Below are 22,708 nucleotides of genomic sequence, written 5' to 3' on the forward strand. Positions count from 1 at the left end.
GATGTCTCAAACAGGGATCTTCAAGCGGCCGCTCGCTCGGCCTGCAAGGGCGAACCGTGAGGCGCGGGCGATTCAAACAACAAGTCATGGATGCGTCTGGCAGCCGCTTGGAAGCCCGCAGAGCCTTGGCTATGCAGGCCGAAGACATGGGCATTCAATTCGGCGCGCACGCGCCCTGGATGCGGCGACAGCAACAGCACGCGGCTACCCAACACCAGCGCCTCTTCGATGGAATGGGTGACGAACAGCAGCGTGAACCGCACGTCTTCCCACAACGCCATCAACTCTTCCTGCATACGGCGCCGCGTCAACGCATCCAGCGCGGCAAACGGCTCGTCCATCAGCAACACACGCGGTTGCATCGCCAGCGCACGGGCAATCGCCACACGCTGCTTCATGCCGCCAGACAGCGTATGCGGATACGCATCTGCAAAACCGGCCAGACCCACCTTGTCCAGATAGTACATCGCCCGTTCATCGGCTTCGCGACGCCCCAGCTTGCGCGAGGCCAACAGCGGAAACGCCACGTTCTGCCGCAAGGTCTTCCATGGCGGCAACTGGTCGAATTCCTGGAAGACAACGATGCGATCGGGGCCCGGGCCTTGCACGGTCTGGCCGTCGATGGTGATTCGCCCTTCGGTCGGCGCAATAAAACCGGCAGCCGCTTTAAGCAGCGTGGATTTGCCGCAGCCGGACGGCCCCAGCAAGATAAACCGGTCCGCCTCATGCACCTGGAAACTGACCTGATGCGTGGCGCGAACGCGCCGTTCACGCGTCTTATATTCGATCGACACCTTATCCACAGCTAGCAGCGGCGCCGTCTTTTCAACGTTATCCACAGGGCTGGCGGCGATCACAGGCATATCAGCTGCCTTGCGCCGTCAGAGGATCTTCAAAGAAATAATCACGCCAGCTGGCCGGTGCGTTTTTGATGGCGCCAACCTTGTGCATGAACTCGGCCAGCGCAAAGGTGTTCTGCGGCTCCAGCTTGAATTGCACGTCAGGATTCTTGATCACTTTGATCAGAAAATCGCGATCCTGCTTGGCGCCCGTTACCCGCAAGTACGTGTCCGCCGCTTTTTCCGGATTGGCCGCTGCAAACGCGGCGGCCTCCTTCAATGCGCCCTGGAACGCCTTATACGTCTTGGGATTTTCTTTGCGGAATTTCTCGGTGGCGAACAGCACTGTGGACGAACTGGGTCCGCCCAGCACGTCGTACGAATTCAGCACAATGCGCGCTTTGGGATTTTCGGCCAGCTCTTGTTCCTGGAACGGCGGATTGCCAAAGTGGCCGGTAATTTCCGTGCCCCCTGCAATGATTGCGGCGGCGGCGTCGGGATGCGGCAGCGCCACGGAAATCTTATCCAGCTTGTTGAATTGCGCGTCGCCCCACAGCTTGGCAGACGCTAATTGCAAGACACGCGACTGCACCGACACGCCCACAGCAGGCACCGCAATGCGATCCTTGTCCGTAAAGTCTGCAATCGTCTTCACATTCGGGTTGTTCGTCACCAGGTAGTAGGGAAAGTTGCCCAGTGACGCCACGCCCTTCACATTTTGCTTGCCGCGCGTGCGATCCCAGATCGTCAATAACGGGCCGACACCCGCTCCCGCGATATCCACAGCCCCGGACAGCAGCGCATCATTCACAGCCGAACCGCCAGACAGCTTGGCCCACTCGACCGAGATATCCACACCTTCGGCCTTGCCGTGTTTTTCGATCAGTTGCTGATCACGCGCCACGTTCAACAGCAAGTACACAATGCCGTATTGCTCGGCAATGCGGATGCGTCCCTCGGCCATGGCGGGAGTGGGCGAGGCTAATGCCACCACTGCCAAAATCAGCGCCAGGCCAGCGCCGGTTGCGGTTTGGACCAAACGGTCGCGGAGTGCGGATGACAGACGCATGGTATTCCTTGTGGATAAGTTCTTGTGCTGCCGGATTGATAAAGGCGACGCTAGCGGGGCGTGTCGCCTTCGATCGTGGTGCGGTAGAGCTTCCGGCGCAACTGATCCGGCGTGCCGCCTGCCAGATGAATCAGCGACCGGTTGTCCCAGAACACCAGATCGTGCGGCTGCCAACGGTGGCGGTAAATGTGTTCAGCGCGGATGCTGTGGGCAAACAGTTCCGCAAGCAGGGCGCGGCTTTCATCTTCAGGAATGTCCACGATGCGAGTCGTGAATCCTTCACTCACAAACAGCGCGCGGCGGCCATTTTCCGGATGCGTCCGCACGACGGGATGCACCACTTCCTGCACCTGCGCAATCTGTTGCGCGCTCAGGTTGGGACGCCAGTTGCCTTCTTTCTGCAGTTGCCCATATTGGGCAAGATACGAATGCACGGCGCGCTTGCCTTCAATCGCTTTGAGCAGCGCGGCGGGCAAGGTGTCGTAAGCCAGATGCATGTCGGCAAACAAGGTGTCGCCGCCTTCAGATGGCAGCTCTTGCGCATGCAGCAACGACCCAAGGCTGGGCAGCTCTTTGTACGAGATATCCGAATGCCAGTACTTCCCGGCGTCCCCCAGACCGACGGGCTTGCCGTCTTCGACGATGTTGGAAACGATCAGGATTTCAGGGTGATTGGCCAGATGGAATTGATGCAGCACATGAATCATCAAAGGGCCAAAACGGCGGCTGAAATCAATGTGCTGCTGCGGCGTGATGCGCTGATCGCGAAAGATCAGCAAATGATGATCAAGATGCGCTTTGTGAACGCGCGCAAAATCAGCAGGCGTCAGTTCGTGCGACAGGTCCAGGCCGATGATCTCGGCTCCCACAGGCCCGCTCAGGCGGCGAACCTCGAAAGACTGCGGGACGGGCTGCTGACGGGCCACGGCAGCACCCAGGGTGCTGTCATCGCGGCGCAAGGCATTGCTTGGGGACATCGATCACTCCTGGCCGCCTCGCGGCGTTGCGCCATGTCTGGCTCTGCGATCCACGGAAGTGCGGATCAGGAATGATCGATTATGGAAAGCCGGGCTTGTATCTCAAACGAAGTTCTCGGCGTTTAAACAAAGCCTGGCGTCATATAGGACAATGCCGCAGAGCAAAAAGCTGCGGCATCGTCACAAAAGCACATAAGTAAATAACGGCGATGCACAGTCGCCGTGGCCGTAATCAGGCGGCAGGAATGAACGCCTCGACAAGCTTCACCCAATACGTCGCCCCAACGGGCAGCAGGGCATCGTTAAAGTCGTAGTTCGGGTTATGCAGCTGGCAGGGCCCCATGCCGTGATAGCTTTCCATGCGGTGATCGCCGTCGCCGTTGCCCAAGAACAGATACGCCCCCGGAATCGCTTCCAGGAAGAAAGAAAAGTCTTCCGCGCCCATGAATGGCGGCATGTCGCGCAGCACGTGCTCTGCGCCAAAAGCATCCTCTGCAACCTTGGCTGCAAAAGCAGTTTCCTTTTCCCAATTCACCAGCGGCGGATACGCCCGCACAAAGTCCAGCTCGCCTGTTCCGCCGTAGACCTGCGGCAACGTCGTGGCGATGCGGCGCATGTCCGCTTCGATCTTGTCCAATGTCTCCACCGAATACGTCCGCACCGTACCGCGCAGCACCGCTTCGCCAGGAATCACGTTGTAGGCATCGCCCGCATGTATCTGTGTAATCGACAGCACTGCCTGATCCAACGGATTCTTGCTGCGCGAGATCACGGTCTGCAAGGCGTGAACCATATCGGCTGCCACGATGATCGGGTCCACCGAGGCGTGCGGCTGCGCTGCGTGACCGCCCACGCCCTTGATGACGATGTCCCAGCGGTTGCTCGACGCCATGGTCGGGCCAGCGCGGAAACCGAATTGGTTCACCGGCATGCCAGGCATATTGTGGATGCCAAAGACCGCGTCGCACGGGAATTTGTCGAACAGGCCATCTTGCATCATGGCGCGTGCGCCAGCATTGCCGCCTTCTTCAGCCGGCTGGAAAATAAACACAACCGTACCGTCGAAATTGCGGTGCGTGGACAGGTATTGCGCCGCGCCCAGCAGCATCGCCGTGTGGCCGTCATGGCCACAGCCATGCATACGGCCGCTGATGGTGGACTTGTGCGCAAAGCGATTGTGCTCAGGCATGGGAAGCGCATCCATGTCGGCGCGCAGGCCGATGGTCTTGCCGCCGCTGCCGGCACGCAAAACACCCACCACGCCGGTTTTTCCCAACCCTGTGTGCACTTCAAGGCCCCAGCCGCGCAAACGGTCAGCCACCATCGTGGACGTGCGCGTTTCCTGGAAGGCCAGTTCGGGATGGGCGTGGATGTCCCGGCGCAACGCGGTAAGTTCACCGTGCACGCGTTCAATTTCGGCTATGGTTTTCATGGCTGTGGATAAGCAGTAAAGGTGAGAACGATTGCCCGTTTATACGCCTGTCAGGCAACGTCGTTCAAGTGGCAAGCGCTGAACTGACCTGGCGATATCTCACGCAGCAAGGGCCGTTCCGCCTTGCAACGCGCCATCGCATGCGGGCAACGAGGATGAAACGCGCATCCGGTGGGCGGGTCCAACGGTGATGGCAATTCGCCCTTGATCGGTTGATACGTGCGCCGTCCTGGCACGAGCGTCGGCAGCTCTTTAAGCAAAGCCTGCGTGTACGGATGATTTGCTCGTTGAAAAACCGTGTCGGTCGGGGCCAGTTCGACCACGCGCCCCAGATACATAATGGCGACGCGATCCGAGATATGGCTGACCACGCTCAGGTTATGGCTGATGAACAGATAAGTCAGATCCAGATCATCGCGCAGCTGTTCAAACAGATTCAGTACCTGTGCCTGAATCGATACGTCCAGCGCGGCCACGGCTTCGTCGCACACAATCACCGAAGGCTTTAACGCCAGCGCCCGCGCAATGCCGATCCGCTGGCGCTGGCCGCCCGAAAACTGATGGGGATAGCGCTGCGCAAAACTCGGGTCCAGACCCACCTGGCGCATCAGTCCCGCCACATACTCAGCCTTGTCACGTGAACGGATAAGACCATGCGCAACGGGTGCCTCGCCAATGATTTCACGCACGCGCATGCGGGGATTCAGCGAGGCATAGGGGTCCTGGAAGATCATCTGCACACCCAGCTCATAGGCGCGCCGTTCAGGGCCCGTCATGGCTTTAACCGCCTTGCCGTGATAGTGCACATCACCAGAAGACGGCGGCAGAATCCCCGACACGATCCGGCCCAGCGTGGATTTGCCGCAACCCGATTCACCCACAATGCCGATCACCTCACCGGCTTGCACTTCCAGGTCCACGCCGCCCACTGCGTGCACCACCTGTATCTTCAATCCCGCCCCCAACAGGTTCGCGATGCGCCCGGCCAGGTCCACGGGCTGCACAAAGCGCAGTTCCACACCACGCAGGGACAGGATGGGGGTCACGGCATCGCGTTCTGCTGCGCTCATTTGATGTCTGGGGCTCCGGCATGCCAGCAGCGCACCCATTGCGCCGGGCGGACTTCAACAGGCTGCGGCTCGATCAGACAGGCGTCGGTCGCACGCGGGCAACGCCCGCGAAACGCACAGCCTTGCGGCAGGTTCAGCAATGACGGCGTCATGCCTGGAATCGGCACCAGGGGTTTGCCGCGTGATTCAGGGGTAGGGATGGAAGCGATCAGTCCGTGTGTATACGGGTGCATCGGATGGCTGATCACATCCACCGTGCTGCCGCTCTCAACGACACGCCCCGCGTACATCACCGACACGCGATCGGCCAGGCCAGCCACCACGGCCAGATCATGCGTGATCCAGATCAAGCCCGTGCCCGTTTCGCGGCACAGCTTTTGCACCTCGAACAGAATCTGGCCCTGGATGGTGACGTCCAGCGCAGTCGTGGGTTCATCCGCAATGATCAGCCGTGGTGAATTCAGCAATGCGATCGCAATCGCCACGCGTTGCCGCATACCGCCCGACAACTGGTGCGGATACGCCCGCAAGCGTTCCTCGGGCGACGGAATACCCACCATCGTCAACGTCTGCAACGCGCGCTCACGAGCCTGCCCGCGCGAAACGTTGTGATGCGCCCGGACCGCTTCGATCATTTGCGTGTCCACGCGCAGCACCGGGTTCAACGTCATCATTGGATCTTGGAAGATCATGGCGATGTCCTGGCCCCGCAACTGGCGCCAGCGCGCAGGGCTTGCCCCGCGCAAATCCTCGCCATTCAGGCGTAGTTCTCCGTCGACGATGCGCCCGGGTTCATCCAGCAAACCCATCAACGAAAAGCCGGTAATGCTTTTGCCCGACCCTGACTCACCGACCAAACCCAGGATTTCCCCTTCTGCCAGCGTCAGGTCCACGCCATCCACTGCCTTCACCACACCATTGCGTGTGAAGAAATGCGTCTTCAACCCATGCACTTCCAGCACGGGGGGCGCGGCCGCTAGCGATTGATCCACAGCAGGTATCTGCATCGCGTCCGCCTTCAATTCGCGTGACGCGGGTTGAGCACATCACGCAAGTGGTCACCCACCAGATTGATGGCAATGATCGCCAAGGCCAGCGCAATACCGGGAAAGAACGATATCCAGTACTGGCCCGACAACAGGTATTCAAAGCCGTTGTAGATCAGCATGCCTAAAGAGGGCTCGGTCACTGGCACGCCCACGCCCAAAAACGACAGTGTGGCTTCCAGCGCAATGGCGTGCGCCAGATCGATCGTGGCGATCACGATGAGCGGCGGCATACAGTTGGGCAGCACATGCCGGAACAACACGCGCCCCCACGACAGCGACATGCAGCGAGCCGCTTCCACGTATTCCTTGCCACGTTCCACCAGCGCCGCACCCCGCGCAGCACGGGCAAAGTAAGCCCATTGCACGACGATGAGCGCGATGATCACCTTATCCACACCCTTGCCCAAAATCGCCAGCAGCATCAGAGCCACCAGAATGGCAGGAAACGACAGCTGGATATCCACAATGCGCATCAGCAACGCATCAATGCGTCCGCCGAAATAGGCGGCAATCAGGCCCACCGTGGCGCCAATGCCGAAGGCCGCCAGCACCGACACAGTCGCCACCATCAGACTGGTGCGCATGCCGTAAAGAATGGCGGACAACAAATCCCGCGCCTGACCGTCAGTGCCCAACCAGTGACGCATGGACCCGTCGCCGCTTTCGCTGCCAGGCTTGAGCTTGGAATCCATGATGTCCAGGCTTGCCAGGTCATAGGGATTCTGCGGTGCTATCCACGGCGCCAATAATGCCGCCCCCACGATCACCACCAACATCACCAGACCGAGCGTGGCCAGCTTGCTGGCAAAGAAATCCGAAACGAAGCGCCGCCACGGCGTTTGTTCCTTGGGAGCTGCCGCGGGGGCGGCAGCGGTGACGTTGGTGTTCATCGGCGGCTATCCAGGCGTACGCGGGGGTCCAGCACCGTGTAGATGATGTCCACCACCAGATTCAACATAACCAGGAAAAACACAATCAAGAGCAGATACGCCACCACCACCGGACGATCCAGGTTGATGATGGAATCGATCAGCAGCTTGCCCATGCCCGGCCAGGAAAATACGGTTTCGGTCACGACGGCAAACGCCATCACTTGGCCGAATTCCAAGCCCGCTACCGTCACCACGGGAATCAGAATGTTCTTCAACAGGTGCACGCCCATCACACGCTTTTCGGACAAGCCCTTGGCGCGCGCAAACTTGATGTAGTCCATGGGCAGCGCTTCGCGGGTTGCAGCCCGTGTCACGCGGATGATCATGGCGCATTTGGCGAATGCGATCGTGGCGGCCGGCAAAGCCAGACTCAGCCAGCCATTCAAGGTCAGCACGCTGAGCTCCAGCGAGCCGATGCTGACCGTCTTGCCGCGCCCGCCTGCCGGTACCCAACCCAGCATCACGGCAAACACCATGATCAGCATCAGACCTACCCAGAAATTGGGTAGTGAAAAGCCCAGCACCGAACCGGTCATGATCGCGCGTGAACCGGGGGCTTTGGGCTTCAAGCCCGCCAGGATGCCCAGCGGCACGCCAATCAGCACCGAAAACAGCATGGCCACACAGGCCAGTTCCACCGTGGCTGGCATGCGCTCCAGGATCAGGTGCATGGCCGGCTCGCCGGTAAGAAAGCTGTTGCCGAAATCACCGCGTACCGCCTGACCCATGAAAATCAGATACTGCCGCCACAGCGGCAGATCCAGGCCTAGCGATGCACTGATGGCGGCGCGCTGCGCCTCGGTGGCTTCCGGGCTGGCCAGCATCGACACCGGGTCGCCCACCATGTAGATGCCTGCAAAAACCAGCGCCGACATGACAAGCATGACGACGATGGTTTGCAGCAGTCTTCTTACTATTGTTGCCAGCACGGGATACCGCCTGCTACGCGCATTACTTCTTCAAGGTTGCAAACTGCGCAAGCGTGACCTGGTCGGGACGGCCTTGATAGCGGATATCGCCCTTCATGGCCCACACCGACAGTTCAAAGTGAACCGGCAGCATGGCAAAGTCATCCATCGCAATATTGCTGGCCTTGGCAAGCAGATCGGCGCGCTTGGCGTCATCCATTGTTGACGACGCTTCCTTCACCAGCTCGTCCATTTTTGGATTGGAATAGCGGCTGCGGTTGGTCGTGCCCAGACCCGCTTCCGGATTGCGCGTCACCAACAGCGACGTCAACGCGTTGGACATCTCGCCGCTGGTCACGGACCAGCCCGCCAGGTAAGCGGAGAACGCGTAGCTATCGCGGTTCTTGAAGAACACCGGGGGCGCCATCGCGTCCACACTGGTCTTCACGCCGATACGCGTCCACATCGATGCGATGGCTTGCGCCACCTTCGAATCGTTCACATAGCGGCCCGAAGGTGAACCCAGCGTAATCGAGAAGCCATTGGGATAACCCGCTTCCTTCAACAGCGCCTTGGCCTTTTCCACATCGGCCTTGGGCGCCTTCGAATGTTCCTTGCTGGAGCCGAACATGGGGTAGGGCAGCAGATTGCCCGATGGCAAGGCCACACCGCCCATCACACGTTCAACCAACGCATCACGATTGATAGCCAGCGACAGCGCCTCGCGCACGCGCTTGTCCTTCATCGGGTTTTTGTCGGTGCCCTGGATACCGGGCGAAGGCTCGGCGTATTGATCCAGCGCGACATACACCACGCGCACGGAAGGCGTTTCCTCGACGAACAGCTTCTTGTCGCCCTTGAGCTTGGGCAAGTCATCGGTTGGGGGATCTTCGATCATGTCCACGTCACCGGCCAGCAGGGCAGCGACGCGTGCTGCGGCATTGCTGATCGGGCGATAGACCACGCGGTCCCATTCAGGTTTCTTGCCCCAGTAGTTGTCGTTGCGCGCCAGCACGAACTCGGCACCGCGCTTCCACGACACGAACTTGTACGGGCCCGTGCCTACCAGGCCGTCGCCGCTATTCAATTCCGTCGTGGTCTTGCCTTCGGCCGCAGGACCAGATGCAGCCTTCTTGGACATGATGGGCAACTGCGCCAAATTCACCAGCAGGTTCGGCGCGACTTCTTTGGTGGTGATGCGCACGGTCATGGGATCAACCACTTCCGTCTTGGCGACCGACCCCAGGTACAGCGTGAATGGCGAGGGGCTGTTAGGAACCTTGGGCACACGGTCATAGGTAAAGACTACGTCTTCGGCCGTAAACGGTGTGCCGTCAGAGAATTTCACATTGGGACGCAGCTTGAACGTCCAGACTTTGCCGTCCACGGTCCACGATTCAGCCAACGCGGGCTGCGGCTTGAGCTGCGCGTCGGTGGCAACCAGGGTGTCGAAGATGGTTTGGGAGATCTGCGTATTCGGCGTCAACGCGTGATACTGCGGATCCATCGATGAGGGCTCGGTCTTCAAGGCGATCACCAGATCGCGAGCCATTGCGGAACTGAATGTGCCAAAGGCCAACATCACCGCGGCAGAGCCGCAGGCCAAGACACGCGAAAACCGAGATGCCATCGTGATCTCCCTGAGTTGTTTCGGGTTTTGAACCTCGGGGCCACATTAACCAGCAAACAAGGAGCCGCGCAACAGTTATATTCCCCTATTGTTCTCGCACCGCCTACGCTCAGATATGTCCGCTTACTCCCCCATTGCCGCTATTGCCACTGCCCCCGGAAGAGGTGGCATCGGCGTCGTGCGCATTTCTGGTGCGGACTTGTCCGAATTGGTGCGCCGCCTGTTCCAGCGCGAACTTACGCCGCGTCATGCGCACTATTTGCCATTCAAATCGGTAGACGGCGAAGTACTGGACGAAGGCCTCGCAATCTACTTCCGCGCACCGCATTCCTATACCGGCGAAGACGTATTGGAACTACAGGGACACGGTGGCCCCGCCGTCCTGCGCCGCGTGCTCGACAGCTGCCTGGCTGCGGGCCGGGACCTGGATCTGCGGCTGGCTGAACCCGGCGAATTCACGCGCCGCGCTTTCTTGAATGACCGCATGGATCTGGCGCAGGCCGAAGCGGTGGCTGATCTGATTGAAGCCTCGTCGGTAGCGGCTGCGCGCGGCGCCATGGCGTCTTTATCGGGCGAATTTTCGTCCCGCGTGAATGACCTCTCAGACCGCATCATCCACCTGCGCATGCTGGTCGAAGCGACGCTGGATTTTCCCGAAGAAGAAATCGATTTTCTGGAAAAGTACCAGGCGCGTCCTACGCTGGATGCCCTAACCGCAGACCTGACTCACCTGATTGCGCAAGCGCGTCAGGGAGTCATTTTGCGAGAAGGTCTGCACGTGGTGCTGGCAGGTCAGCCCAACGTGGGGAAATCGAGCCTGCTCAACGCCTTGGCGGGTGACGATATCGCCATCGTGACCCCCATCGCAGGCACCACACGCGACAAAGTGGTGCAAGAAATCCATATCGATGGCGTGCCATTGCACATAGTGGACACGGCTGGACTGCGTGAAACCGAAGACACCGTCGAGAGTATTGGCATTGCGCGAACCTGGCAGGAAATCGAACGCGCTGACGTAATTTTGCACTTGCAAGACGCGACCCAACCCGGCGACGAACTGGACGCGCAGATCACGGCGCGATTGCCGCCGCGCACCCCGGTGCTGAAGGTCTTCAACAAAGTGGACCTGTTATCCACACCGTTTACGCCGGGTGCGGACGAACTGGGCATATCCGCCAAGCGCGGCCTAGGCCTGGACGCGCTACGCGCCGAGCTGTTGAAGATTGCCGGTTGGAATCCGGGCGCCGAGTCGCCGTGGTTGGCACGCGAACGCCATTTGCACGCGTTGCAAGATGCCGCCGGTCACTTGGAACTGGCAGGCGAACACGCGGGCCAGGACGACCGCGTGCTGGATCTGTTTGCCGAAGAACTTCGGCTGGCGCATGACAGCCTGTCCAGCATCACCGGCAAGTTCACCAGCGATGATCTGTTGGGCGAGATTTTTTCCAGTTTTTGCATCGGGAAATAGATCCAGAGGGAGCTATTGTCATGCCATTTCGTATACGCATGGCCACTGCGAGCGATGTATCCGCCATCGAACGTATCGTTACTGATGCCTATACGCCCTACATTGCTCGCATAGGCGCCACGCCTGGACCGATGCGCGATGACTATGCAATGCTCGTCGCACAAGGCGCCGTCCGCGTCCTGGAGGAACAGGATGTGATCCTAGGCGTTGTGGTGCTGATTCCCGAAGCGGACTGCATGCTGCTAGACAATGTTGCGGTTTCGCCGTTAGCCCAAGGCAAGGGATACGGACGCGTGTTGATGCAGTTCGCACAGACGACAGCCCGAGAGACCGGCTACCGATTTATCCGTCTCTACACGCAAGAAAAAATGACGGAGAACATCGCCATCTATACGCGATACGGCTACGTAGAAACGCATCGTGCCGTGGAAATAGGCCTGAACCGCGTATTCATGCAAAAACTTCTGGACTGATCATATCGGCTTTATTTCAATATGCGAGCCTTTACTCACTTTTAGTATTCGAACTATTTTCGATGCGAAACTGCGCTAGCCGATTGCTCGCCAACGACTTCGCATACACCGATTCAGGCCGTATCCGGTGTGCAATCACATAAGCGGAAATGCACGCCAGCATGAGCGGAAGCATGACTTCATAGCTCAGTGTCATCTCAAAAATCATCAAAATAGACATCAGCGGCGCGTAGGTCGTGGCGGCCAGCAGCGCCCCCATGCCGACCACGGCATAGCTTGATACAGCAGATAAATCGCCCGCCGGAAACAAGGCATGCAGTCCGCTGGCATATAGCGCACCCAACGCCGCGCCTACAAATAGGGTTGGAGTGAATACCCCGCCCACCGCGCCCGATCCCACACTGGCGGCAGTGGCCACTATCTTCATCAACAGAATTGCCGCAACAGCCTGCCAAGCCCATTGCGTGTGCAGCATGCTGTTAACCACGCTATATCCATTGCCCCAGACTTGCGGATTGATGACGGACAGCGCGCCGACAACCAGGCCGCCCAGTGCCATCCGTGCCCACAGCGGGAAGGGCAGCCTGCCGAACACAAGACGCGATGCATCGAGAAAACGCAGAAACTGCGGCGCTGCCAGGCCCGCAATCACGCCCAGGCCAAGATAATTGATGACTTCCCAGCCCGAAACAAACTCAAAGTGCGGCATGTGGAACACCGCGTCGTAATGCAGGATCTGGCGCGTGACGATGTTCGCCACTACCGAAGACACGACAAGCGGCACCAGCGTGGCCGTGGAAATCACGCCGTAAACAATCTCTGAAATGAACAATGCGCCAGCAATTGGCGCGTTGTACGCCGACGTGATGCCGGCGGTGGCGCCACAAGCGACCAACAGCCGCAGATGGCGGGGCGGCAGCAGCAAAAAGCGCCCCGTCAGCGACGAAAACATGGCTGCCAGTTGCACCATGGGTCCTTCACGGCCTATGGATGCACCAGAACCGATGGAAAAGATAGACGACACGCTGCGGGCGATGGTCTGCCGAAAACCAATGACTCCGCGGCCGATGGATATGGCTTCCATATAGTCGGCAGCCCCGCGTTTGGGCAACCATTTAGCGGCCATTTGCAGGATGACACCCGCAATCGCGCCCCCTACGGCGGGTATCAGGAAACGTTGCCAGGGGTCTAAACCACGCGCCAACGACACCATTCCGTGCGGCGCATCTTCCCCGCCCAGCACCATCTGTGTCCAGTCCAAGAGCTCACGGAAAACAACGGTCGCGAGTGCGCCGAAGAGTCCCATGAGGGCCGCCGCGCAGAGCGTTGCCGGCAAATTATCAGCCAATAAACGGCCTCTGAGCGCGTTCAACCACGCCCATTTCCTGCTTCTGATTTCTCTAGCCATGGCCGGATTCTACGGCGGAATCTGCTCACTTTTTGTTCAGTCCCCTGTAATGAATTAGCCGATATGAGCCCTCAAGTCCCTGGTTCCAAACGCGTCTCCTGGGTCGTTTTAGAGACCCTGAGAGGGCAGAAATACGGGTAGGCAACGGGCTGTTTTTCAGGGTAAAAGTGCCGATCCCGACCCCCGTTTCCAGAAATCAGCCTGTGGATAACTCCTAAGTAGCCAAGTTGTGCACAGTGTGTGGACGCATGTTGAACAAGCCGGGTTTTTTGGGGGGGTCCGAAATGTTGTCCAACTTCAACTTTTTTCCCACACAGAGTTCTTGCACAGGCAAAAACGGCTGCAAGCTGATGAAAAGAATGAGGTTTTCAAGGTTAAGGTAGTTATCCACAGGCCTTATTAATCATTAGTCTTTATATAAAGAGAAATAAAGGAAAAGCCAAACATGCTTTCCCATTCCGCCCAGCCACTCCCCCCCGGACTCCGTCCATGCGCATCCTTCTGATAGAAGACGAAGCCGAACTTGCCCGTTGGCTTTCCAGAAGTCTGGCCAGACATGCGGGCTTCGTCGTTGAATGGGCTGATGACGGACTGGTTGCCGAAAGAAGGCTGGCCGTCGAAGAATTTGATGCGGTCATCCTTGATCTCGGACTTCCGGGCATGGATGGCCATACTTTGCTGGCGAAGATTCGCGCGCGAGACGACCGTACGCCGGTGTTGGTCTTGACCGCGCGCGATTCACTAGCCGAAAAAATCGGAACACTTCACCAGGGAGCAGACGATTTCCTGCCGAAACCGTTTGTTGTGGAAGAGTTGGAAGCGCGATTGATCGCACTGATCAGACGCAGCCGGGGACGCGAACATCCAAGGCTTGCTCTGGGAAACCTGGTTTTTGAGACGGCTTCGCAAAAATTTTCTGTCTTGGGACAGACTTTGCAGTTATCCCCACGTGAACATGCCGTTCTACGAGTACTGATCCAGAAAAGTGGCGAACCGATCAACAAGCAGCAAATTCTTGACCGCATCCTGACGGACGATGCAGATATCAACCTGGAAGCCATCGAGGTTCTGGTTCACCGTTTGCGCAAAAAATTGGCAGATACCGATGTGCAAATTGTGACCATGCGGGGCATGGGCTACTGCCTGGAGAACCTTGTTGACAACTAGAAGTCCGAAAAAAATCGCTTTTTTTTCGGCGAAAAAACGCAATCGGACGCTGAAAACGCAGTTGCTCTGGTGGCTGATACCGACTTTGGTGTTGGTGATGATGGGTGCGTTGTGGCTATCGAACCACCAGCTGCGCAACCAGATCGACAATGCCTACGACCGTTCACTTTCTGGAGCGCTTCGCGCGATCGACCACAACATATCCACAGCTAGCGGTGGATTAGCTATGGAGCAGCCTTATCTGATGCTCGAATTTTTCGAGCTTACGGCCAATGGAAGTGTTTTCTACCGAGTGGCAACGGAGGACGAGCTGGCCGAAATTGGTCATCCCGGCCTGCCCATGCCTGCCGAACCGCTGATATCTGGCGAACCGCGTTTTTTTTACGCGACCTATCAGGGGACGCCCGTCCGGGTTGCGGCGCTGGCTCGACCCATGGACCCGCCGCTGTACGCGAACAAAGGGGGACGGGTTATCGTGCAGGTCGCGGAAGGCCTGGATAGCCGTCAAGCCTTCCTGCATCAGGTGCTATTGCGCTCCGTTGAACGCGACCTTGCCGTGATCCTGATCAGCGTCCTGGTGATCATCCTGGGTGTTTTCATGGCGTTGCGGCCCCTCGAGAGACTTAGACAAGAGGTAGAAGGCCGATCTGGAGACGATTTAAGCCCCGTCAGCGCGTCCGACATGCCGGGTGAGGTCCTGCCCCTAGTTGCCGCTGTAAACCTCCACATGGCCCGTTTTGCGGCTCAGGCGAGGGTGCAGAGCCAGTTCCTGGACGATGCCTCGCACCAATTGCGGACGCCTTTATCGGTTTTGCGGACCCAAACCGCCTTTGCCCTGCGCGAAACAGACCCCCAGGAGGTCCGTACAGCCCTTCTGGCGATGCAAGAGGGCTTGGACAGGGCCGTACGCACCACGAACCAAATGCTCGCTCTGGCGCGCGCTAAGGACGCTTCGCTGGCCGATGGGGGGGTAATGCCAGAGCCGGTAGACCTGGTGGATCTGGCTGACGGCGTGATCCGCACGCTTTTACCGGCCGCCCGTGCCCGTCAACTCGACATCGGCCTGGAGGCTCATCAGCGCCCAGTCTTCGTCAGCGGAGCCGACTGGCTCTTGCGGGAAGCCGTCAGCAACCTGGTGGACAACGCTATCCGCTATACCTCCCATGGTGGTCAGGTCACTGTCACCGTAGAAGCGGATGCCAGTCAGGCCCGTCTGATCGTTCAGGACGACGGCCCGGGAATGTCGGCAGAAGACATCGCCCGTGCCTGTGTCCGATTTCGGCGGGGAGCAGCGGGCAAGAACAAGTCCGGAGCAGGCCTGGGATTGGCCATCGTGGGCACCATTGCCGAAACGCTGGGCGCCAAACTGGTTTTGGAAAATCGCGCGCCATTGCCGGGCTTGCGAGCGGCCTTGGTGTTTTCCCTGAAATCCGCCTCGGATGCTGCGCCGCGTCACGAAAACGGCCAAAGTTGAAAGGTGTTGGAAAGCTTCGGTTTTGTACGGTAGCGTCCGCTGGGCCCGTTAAGGCATGAAGCCGCCCGAGGGCACAACCAGCCAGACAAATACCTATAAAACTCGGAGACGCAAGAATGCAGACCAGCCAGAAGCTGCGCCTGGCCGCCTTGGCGGCGCTTGGCGCAATCACCCTTTCCCTGGGCGCGGCCCAAGCGGCCGACGAACCCCGGCGCCCCGAGTGCATCGCACCGGCCCAGCCTGGCGGCGGCTTTGACCTGACCTGCCGCCTGGCAACCGAAGGCTTGAAGCAGAGCGGCGCGCTCAAAAGCACCATGCGCATCGTTTACATGCCGGGCGGCATCGGAGCGGTTGCCTACAACAACATCGTGGCCCAGCATCCCAACGAGCCGGGCACGATCGTGGCGTTTTCCGGGGGATCGCTGCTTAATCTGGCCCAAGGCAAGTTCGGCAAATACAACGTCAACGACGTGCGCTGGCTGGCGGCGATCGGCACGGACTACGGCGTGGCCGTGGTCCGCAACGATTCCCCCTATACCGATCTGAAAAGCTTGATGGACGCTTTCAAGCAGGACCCGACCAAGATCGTGCTGGGTGCGGGCGGCACCGTAGGCAGCCAGGACTGGATGAAGGCGGCGTTAACGGCCAAGGCGGCTGGCGTGGACTTCAAGAAGATGCGCTTCGTGGCGTTCGAGGGCGGCGGCGAAGCCGTTACCGCGCTGCGCGGGGGTCACATTCAGGCTTATATGGGCGACGCCGCGGAAGCCTTCACCATGCTTGAAGGTGGCGCCCCCATTCGCGTGCTGGCAGTGTTCAACGATCAGCGTCTGCCGGGCAAACTCAGCACGGTCCCCACGGCCAAGGAACAGGGCTACGACATTGTCTGGCCCATCATCCGGGGTTTCTACGTGGGACCCAAGGTGTCGGACAGCGACTACCAGTTCTGGGTCAACGCGTTCAACCAGGCAACCGCGGCGCCCCAGTTTGAAAAACTGCGGCAGCAACAGGGCTTGTTCCCGTTCAACAAGACGGGGCCTGAGCTGGACGCCTACGTGAAGAACCAAGTCAAGGTGTACGGCGAACTGGCCGACTCGTTTGGTCTGATCAAGAAATAAGCGCGCCCTTCGGCCGCTGACGCTGCCGCCCATTGCCCTTTGATTGCACCCATGCCTCCTGCTTGTCCGGAGGTTACGGGCAGGGGCGCGCCGCAGAATCTGAAAACACCATGGCAACAACGCGAATTGATCGCGACTACAACGGAAGGTGATCATGAATGATCGAATCCTGGGCATCGGCGCACTGGCGCTCGCTGCCTTCATGACAGCGGCTGGGTGGGGCATCGAAGCCCCATTCGCGTACGAACCCGTGGGCCCGCGTGCCTTCCCGTTGCTTCTGGCCGCCATCATCGGTTTGTGCGGGCTGTGGCTGGTCTACAAAGGCGGCCACCGCACTGAAGCGAACCCGCCAGGAGCGAACGCGCGCATCGCGCTAATGATGGCGTTCACGGTGGCCTACGCCTTCCTGTTTCAGTGGCTGGGTTTTGTCATTGCGACGTCCCTGATGACGATTTTTGTCGGACGCTTGTTTGGAGGCGGATGGGTCAAGTGCGCCATTGGCGGCGTCGTCATGAGCCTTTTCTTTTTCGTGCTGTTCGACAAGGTGCTGGACGTCGTCCTGCCCGGCGGACTGCTGGAGACCTTGATATGAGCGGCATTCTTGATCATCTGTCGATTGGTTTTGGGGTGGCGTTTTCGCTCACCAATCTTCTGGTTGCGGCGATTGGGTCCTTCATCGGCACGATGGTGGGCGTGTTGCCTGGCCTGGGACCGGTGAACGGTGTGGCGATGCTGATACCCATCGCTTTTGCCATGAATCTTCCCCCGGAAACTGCGCTGATCCTGCTGGCTGCGGTGTACGTGGGGGCGGAGTACGGCGGCCGCATCACCGCCATTTTGTTGAATGTGCCGGGCGAAGCCAGCGCCATCATGACGACGTTGGATGGTTATCCACTGGCGCGTCAGGGGCTGGCCAATGTGGCGTTGTCGCTGTCTGCATGGTCTGCCTTTTTCGGTGCGATCGTGTCGGTGGTTGGCATTATCTTGCTGGCTCCTATGCTGGCGAAATGGGCATTGGCTTTTGGTCCTGCCGAGTACTTTGTATTGATGATTTTCGCGTTCTGCTGCCTGACAAGTCTGTTGGGAAAACAACCGGTAAAAGGCGTGCTGGCCGCGATGATCGGCCTGTCTATTTCGGTTGTTGGAGTGGATGCGAATTCGGGCGTGTACCGCTATACATTCGAGTCCGTGCATCTGGCTGATGGCATAGATTTTGTTGTCGTTGTCATTGCCTTGTTTGCTGTCAGCGAGATGTTGGAAATGCTGGAGAAAGTGATGGCCGGGCACAGTGTCGAGGTCAAGCCCAGCGGCCGCAAACTCTTCAATCTGAAAGAGATGGCGTTTACGTGGTGGAGCGTTGTACGCAGCGCATTGGTGGGCTTTGGCGTGGGTGTGCTACCAGGCGCTGGAGCCAGTGTGGCCGCAGCAGTTGCGTACTCGCAAGAAAAGCGCATCATCGAAGCGAAGGACCCGGACGCAAAGTTTGGCAAGGGCGACATGCGCGGTCTGGTCGCGCCAGAAGCCGCCGCCACCGCGTCTGCGATTGGCTCCTTCGTACCCATGCTGACGTTAGGCGTGCCGGGCTCTGGCACTACCGCAGTCATGATGGGTGCGCTCACGCTCTACAACATCACGCCGGGCCCTGTGCTGTTTGAAACCAAGCCCGAGCTTGTGTGGGGATTGATCGCGTCGCTGTTTGTCGCGAACGTACTGCTCTTCATCATGAACGTGCCGCTGGTCCGGTTCTTTTCTAAGGTCTTGTCCGTGCCTGGCTGGTTGATGGTGCCTGGCATTCTGTGCATCAGCTATATCGGCGTGTACGCGATCAACGCCGGGACGTTCGACTTGCTGCTGGTGGCGGGCATTGGCGCTTTGGGCTACTTCTTGCGCAAATTTGGCGTGCCCATGGCGCCGCTGGTGTTGGGCGTGGTGCTAGGCAACATGATGGAGCAGAATCTGCGCCGCGCGTTGTCGATGACCGATGGCGATGTAGGCGTGCTGTTCGCCAGCCCGGTGTCGATGGCATTGTGGGCGGGGGCGGCGGCAGTGGTGGTGGTGCCGCAGGTGTTGCGGCGCGTGCGCAGGGCTCGAAAGGTGGCGGCTGGAGCGGCTTGACGCAAAGCAATGCCGCGAATTTTCGGGGGCGCTGAAAGGCGCCCCTTGTCACGTGAGCCAAACCTCGTGCGGCATATCTCTTGCGGCGAACATGGGAAAGCGGCGGCGCCAGCCCGGATCGGCCGCAGCAATCCTGGGGGCGCAGGGAATTTATTTCCAATGACTATATACGAGTAATTGCTCGCATATAGTCATTGGACGGCAAAATTCCGTCAGACGTTGGCCAGTCGTTCCAAAGCCGCATCCAGCGTCGCGTCTTTCTTGGCAAAGCAAAAACGCACAATGCGGTGGTTGGACTCTGCCGCGTCGGGCTGGCGATAGAAGGCCGAGACCGGGATCACCGTGACGCCATGCTTGACCGTGAGGTCACGCGCGAAGTCGGCTTCATTCTGTTTCGAGATCTGGCTGTAGTCGGCCAACAAAAAGAAGGTGCCGGGGCTGGGCAATGGGCGGAAGCGGGTCTTGGCCAGGCCTTGCGACAGGCGGTCGCGCTTTTCCTGATAGAACGCCGGCAGGTCCAGATAGGGTTTGGGATCACGCATGAATTCCGCAAGGGCGAATTGCATGGGTGATGGCACGGTGAACACCATGAATTGGTGCACCTTGCGCAGTTCGGCGCTGAGCTGGCGCGGGGCGCAGCAGTAGCCGATCTTCCAGCCGGTGGTGTGATAGGTCTTGCCGAAGGAGGAAATCACGAAGGCGTGTTCGGCCAACAGCGGTCGCCGGGCAACGCTGGCATGCGGCTTGCCATCGAACACGATGTGTTCATAGACCTCGTCGGATACGAGCAGCACGCCGGTGTCGCGCACAATGGCTTCGAGCGCATCCAGGTCGCTTTCTTCAAGCACGGCGCCCGTTGGATTGTGCGGGAAGTTCAGCATCAGCAAACGCGTCTTGGACGTGATGGCGTCGCGCACACGCTGCCAATCGATGCGGTAGTAGGGGTCGGTCTCGGTAGGTGCGCGCAAAGGCACTGGGACGGCTGTGCCGCCCGCCAGACGGATCGCAGGCAGATAGGAGTCGTAGCAGGGTTCGATGACGACCACTTCGTCGCCGCTGCCCACCGCGGCCAGCACGGTAGCCATCAATGCTTCGGTGGCGCCGCTGGTGACGGTGATCTCGGTTTCAGGATCGTAGGCGTGACCATAGAGTTCGCGCGTCTTGGCAGCAATGGCTTCACGCAAGGGCGCCACGCCCGGCATGTAGGGATACTGGTTGTGGCCATCGGCCATGGCCTTGGTCACCAAGGCGCATAGCGCGGGGTCTGGATCGAAGTCAGGAAAGCCCTGACCCAGATTGATGGCCTTGTGTTCGATGGCCAGGCGGCTCATCACGGTGAAGATGGTGGTGCCGACGTCGGGAAGTTTGGATCGGATCATGGTGGACGCGAAGATGAACGCTGGATGGCAAAGAAAGTATTCGTAAGTATCCCACTAACTCATAATTCGTTTTTCTTATGTGCATAGATTGGACAGGACGGTGGGTCAGAACATGTTGTTGAGGGTGGCAGGCGGTTTGTTGATTGCGCTGGCCGGCGCATTGCTGGCCGTGTGGGCCCACATACCCTTGCCCTGGATGTTGGGCGCGCTGTTGGTTACCGCAGCGACACGGATCGCGGGGCTGGGCACCGCGTGCCCGCGGCCGGCGCGCAACGCAGGGCAGTGGGTGATAGGCACATCGCTCGGGCTTTACTTCACGCCCCAGGTGATTGGGCACATCGGCGCGAACGCGGGGCCTATTGTTGCGGGCATGTTGTTTGCGCTGGGGTTGGCCTTCATGGGCACGGCGATGTTGCGCCGGTACACCGACGTAGATTTCAAGACCGCCTGGTTCTCATCGGCGATTGGCGGCGCCAGCGAAATGGCCAGTCTGGCGGAGCGCCACGGCGCGCGCATTGATCGTGTGGCGACGGCCCACAGCGTGCGCGTGTTGCTCGTGGTGGTGACGGTGCCGTTCATCTTTCAATGGTGGGGCGTGGCGGGTTTGGACCCCACTGTGCCCGGGCCGCGGGATGTTCATGGCGCCGGTTTGGTTGCGCTGGTGGCCTTGACCTGCGTGGGCGGGCTGGCCTTCATGAAGCTGCGATTGCCTAACCCTTGGGTGTTGGGGCCGATGCTGATCGCCATGTTGCTGACGTCCAATCGCGTGGAACTGTCGGGCTTGCCGGAATTCGTGCCAAAAGTTGGCCAACTCTTTATCGGCTGGTCGCTGGGCGATCGGTATCGGCCTGACTTTTTTCGCGCTGCGCCGCGCTTCATGGCGGTCGTGGCAGCCTTCACGGTAGGCGCACTGGCGCTTGCATTCGGACTGGGCGCATTGTTGTCGCTGTGGTCGGCGGCACCCATTCCGACGCTGATTCTTGGCACGACCCCGGGTGGTATCGCCGAGATGGCAATTACTGCGAAGGTGCTGCAATTGGGCGTTCCGGTGGTCACCGCATTTCACGTATCGCGCATGGTTTTTGTCGTGCTTGTGACCGGTCCCATCTACGCGTTTCTGGCTCGCCGGCAGCGTAATTCCGCCTAGCGGTACTACCGGCCGAGTCAGAAAAAAGCGACATTGGGGTAAACAACAATATGAGTCGGTATTGCCGGATGAGTATGCTGATTCCGCAGTTGATTCAAGCAGCGCGCGGACTCGTTCTGTTGCTTGACGGCAGGCGGGAACGCAGCAGCAACGCAGGTACTACTACCGGTCGTTCAGTTCTCACGGCGTCCTTGATTCATTGCATTTCGACATAATCACAGGACGCTAGAAAAATGGCTCAGAAGGGCAAAGTTAAGTGGTTCAACGCTGACAAGGGTTACGGTTTCATCACGCCGGATATCGGCGGAACCGACGTTTTCGCACACTTTTCCGCCATCCAGGGCCGCGGCTATCGCAGCCTGAACGAAGGGCAGGAAGTCGAATTTGAAGTTAAGGATGGTCCGAAAGGACCTCAAGCGGCCGAAATTCGCCCGCTTTAAATCGGGAAATCCCAATTTCCCGTTTGCCAGGTCCGACCTGGCTGCAACGCCCCAAGACCTTCTGGTCTGGGGCGTTGTTTCATTTGGGACGCGCAAAGAGCGGCGGCTCAATCCCAGGAGTTAGTGTTTACTAACTTAGCCATTTACCCTTGGATAAGTCTGTGGATAATTATTTTTGGGCATGAGCATTTTAATGATCAGTAATGAAGCAGATGCATCGCTGATTGCATAGTTTTGCACAGATTGTGCAGTGAAAAATCTGATCCCGCAGTGGCTCTATTTCTGGTTTCCATTGAATGGAGTGTTCCCCTGCATTCACCGGCAAAACAGGCCTTTCCCTAGGGAAAACGGGCATTTAGCATGATTTTTCACATGAATCTTTTGATGTGCGCGCGTTAGTGTTGATTATCGCCGGGATGCTCGGACCTCAATTTTGGGGCCAGTGAAGCAAGGTTGTTCACAAAGATATCCCCACCCAGGTTATGCACAGAATTCGACGTTTGGGGTCGAAAAATCGACCTCTCAGCCTGTGGATAGAAATGGGGATACTGATCGTTCGAGACGCTCAATCCGGGTGGTTGTGATGAGTGCGTGAGATTTTCACACCGCTACTCGA

20 protein-coding genes are annotated in these 22,708 nt (G+C 58.9%); 9 read left to right on the forward strand and 11 right to left on the reverse strand.

Annotated features, from left to right (window positions below; genetic code table 11):
• Positions 1-20: 20 nt before the first annotated feature.
• From RAS12_RS21765 to RAS12_RS21805, 9 genes are all read right to left on the reverse strand, one after another.
• Positions 21-863, reverse strand: coding sequence for an ABC transporter ATP-binding protein (locus tag RAS12_RS21765; RefSeq protein WP_306940754.1), 843 nt, complete (start codon positions 861-863; stop codon positions 21-23).
• Position 864: 1 nt separating this feature from the next.
• Entirely contained in the window at positions 865-1,908 is a 1,044-nt protein-coding gene (locus RAS12_RS21770) for an ABC transporter substrate-binding protein (RefSeq protein WP_306940757.1), read from the reverse strand.
• A 50-nt stretch (positions 1,909-1,958) separates the two neighbouring features.
• On the reverse strand, positions 1,959-2,885 hold the full coding sequence (locus tag RAS12_RS21775; protein ID WP_306940759.1) for a TauD/TfdA dioxygenase family protein: 927 nt from the start codon (positions 2,883-2,885) through the stop codon (positions 1,959-1,961).
• A 232-nt stretch (positions 2,886-3,117) separates the two neighbouring features.
• On the reverse strand, positions 3,118-4,317 hold the full coding sequence (locus RAS12_RS21780; RefSeq protein WP_306940761.1) for a M20 aminoacylase family protein: 1,200 nt from the start codon (positions 4,315-4,317) through the stop codon (positions 3,118-3,120).
• A gap of 50 nt (positions 4,318-4,367) precedes the next feature.
• Positions 4,368-5,387, reverse strand: coding sequence for an ABC transporter ATP-binding protein (locus RAS12_RS21785; protein WP_306940762.1), 1,020 nt, complete (start codon positions 5,385-5,387; stop codon positions 4,368-4,370).
• Positions 5,384-6,394, reverse strand: a complete 1,011-nt coding sequence (locus tag RAS12_RS21790) for an ABC transporter ATP-binding protein (protein WP_306940764.1) — start codon at positions 6,392-6,394, stop codon at positions 5,384-5,386. Before RAS12_RS21790 ends, RAS12_RS21785 begins: the two co-directional genes overlap by 4 nt.
• A gap of 11 nt (positions 6,395-6,405) precedes the next feature.
• Positions 6,406-7,326: an ABC transporter permease gene (locus RAS12_RS21795; protein WP_306940766.1), complete on the reverse strand. Its 921-nt coding sequence runs from the start codon at positions 7,324-7,326 to the stop codon at positions 6,406-6,408.
• Positions 7,323-8,297 carry an ABC transporter permease gene (locus tag RAS12_RS21800; protein WP_306940768.1) on the reverse strand — a complete coding sequence of 325 codons (975 nt, stop codon included), beginning with the start codon at positions 8,295-8,297 and terminating at the stop codon, positions 7,323-7,325. The genes RAS12_RS21795 and RAS12_RS21800 overlap by 4 nt, the downstream gene beginning before the upstream one ends.
• Before the next feature lie 22 nt (positions 8,298-8,319).
• The gene (locus tag RAS12_RS21805; protein WP_306940769.1) at positions 8,320-9,906 is read right to left on the reverse strand and encodes an ABC transporter substrate-binding protein; all 1,587 of its coding nucleotides are present in this window, start codon (positions 9,904-9,906) and stop codon (positions 8,320-8,322) included.
• A 115-nt stretch (positions 9,907-10,021) separates the two neighbouring features.
• Between RAS12_RS21805 and mnmE the strand changes: the two genes are divergently transcribed.
• Both mnmE and RAS12_RS21815 read left to right on the forward strand, forming a co-directional pair.
• Positions 10,022-11,374 (forward strand): tRNA uridine-5-carboxymethylaminomethyl(34) synthesis GTPase MnmE, encoded by a 1,353-nt coding sequence (mnmE, locus tag RAS12_RS21810; RefSeq protein WP_306940770.1) that lies wholly within the window; start codon positions 10,022-10,024, stop codon positions 11,372-11,374.
• A gap of 20 nt (positions 11,375-11,394) precedes the next feature.
• On the forward strand, positions 11,395-11,847 hold the full coding sequence (locus RAS12_RS21815) for a GNAT family N-acetyltransferase (RefSeq protein WP_306940771.1): 453 nt from the start codon (positions 11,395-11,397) through the stop codon (positions 11,845-11,847).
• A gap of 31 nt (positions 11,848-11,878) precedes the next feature.
• Here the strand turns inward: RAS12_RS21815 and RAS12_RS21820 are convergent, their stop codons facing one another.
• Positions 11,879-13,255 carry a ClcB-like voltage-gated chloride channel protein gene (locus tag RAS12_RS21820; protein ID WP_306940772.1) on the reverse strand — a complete coding sequence of 459 codons (1,377 nt, stop codon included), beginning with the start codon at positions 13,253-13,255 and terminating at the stop codon, positions 11,879-11,881.
• Between the two features lie 489 nt (positions 13,256-13,744).
• On the opposite strand from RAS12_RS21820, the gene RAS12_RS21825 reads away from it, so the two are divergent.
• The 5 genes from RAS12_RS21825 to RAS12_RS21845 all read left to right on the forward strand — a co-directional run bounded on the left by RAS12_RS21825 (position 13,745) and on the right by RAS12_RS21845 (position 19,126).
• The gene (locus RAS12_RS21825; protein ID WP_306940773.1) at positions 13,745-14,422 is read left to right on the forward strand and encodes a response regulator; all 678 of its coding nucleotides are present in this window, start codon (positions 13,745-13,747) and stop codon (positions 14,420-14,422) included.
• Positions 14,412-15,896: a sensor histidine kinase gene (locus RAS12_RS21830; protein ID WP_371321214.1), complete on the forward strand. Its 1,485-nt coding sequence runs from the start codon at positions 14,412-14,414 to the stop codon at positions 15,894-15,896. The genes RAS12_RS21825 and RAS12_RS21830 overlap by 11 nt, the downstream gene beginning before the upstream one ends.
• 116 nt (positions 15,897-16,012) lie before the next feature.
• Positions 16,013-17,011 (forward strand): Bug family tripartite tricarboxylate transporter substrate binding protein, encoded by a 999-nt coding sequence (locus RAS12_RS21835; protein WP_306940775.1) that lies wholly within the window; start codon positions 16,013-16,015, stop codon positions 17,009-17,011.
• Between the two features lie 154 nt (positions 17,012-17,165).
• On the forward strand, positions 17,166-17,603 hold the full coding sequence (locus RAS12_RS21840; protein WP_306940777.1) for a tripartite tricarboxylate transporter TctB family protein: 438 nt from the start codon (positions 17,166-17,168) through the stop codon (positions 17,601-17,603).
• Positions 17,600-19,126 carry a tripartite tricarboxylate transporter permease gene (locus RAS12_RS21845; RefSeq protein ID WP_306940779.1) on the forward strand — a complete coding sequence of 509 codons (1,527 nt, stop codon included), beginning with the start codon at positions 17,600-17,602 and terminating at the stop codon, positions 19,124-19,126. The genes RAS12_RS21840 and RAS12_RS21845 overlap by 4 nt, the downstream gene beginning before the upstream one ends.
• A 212-nt stretch (positions 19,127-19,338) precedes the next feature.
• Here the strand turns inward: RAS12_RS21845 and RAS12_RS21850 are convergent, their stop codons facing one another.
• On the reverse strand, positions 19,339-20,505 hold the full coding sequence (locus tag RAS12_RS21850) for a pyridoxal phosphate-dependent aminotransferase (protein ID WP_306940780.1): 1,167 nt from the start codon (positions 20,503-20,505) through the stop codon (positions 19,339-19,341).
• 112 nt (positions 20,506-20,617) lie between these two features.
• On the opposite strand from RAS12_RS21850, the gene RAS12_RS21855 reads away from it, so the two are divergent.
• Together RAS12_RS21855 and RAS12_RS21860 are read left to right on the forward strand one after the other, a co-directional pair.
• A complete protein-coding gene (locus RAS12_RS21855; protein WP_306940782.1) occupies positions 20,618-21,652 on the forward strand; it encodes an AbrB family transcriptional regulator in 1,035 nt (344 codons plus the stop codon).
• Between the two features lie 233 nt (positions 21,653-21,885).
• Entirely contained in the window at positions 21,886-22,092 is a 207-nt protein-coding gene (locus RAS12_RS21860; RefSeq protein WP_306940783.1) for a cold-shock protein, read from the forward strand.
• Positions 22,093-22,708 lie beyond the last annotated feature (616 nt).

This window comes from Achromobacter seleniivolatilans (assembly GCF_030864005.1).
GTDB lineage: Bacteria > Pseudomonadota > Gammaproteobacteria > Burkholderiales > Burkholderiaceae_B > Achromobacter > Achromobacter seleniivolatilans.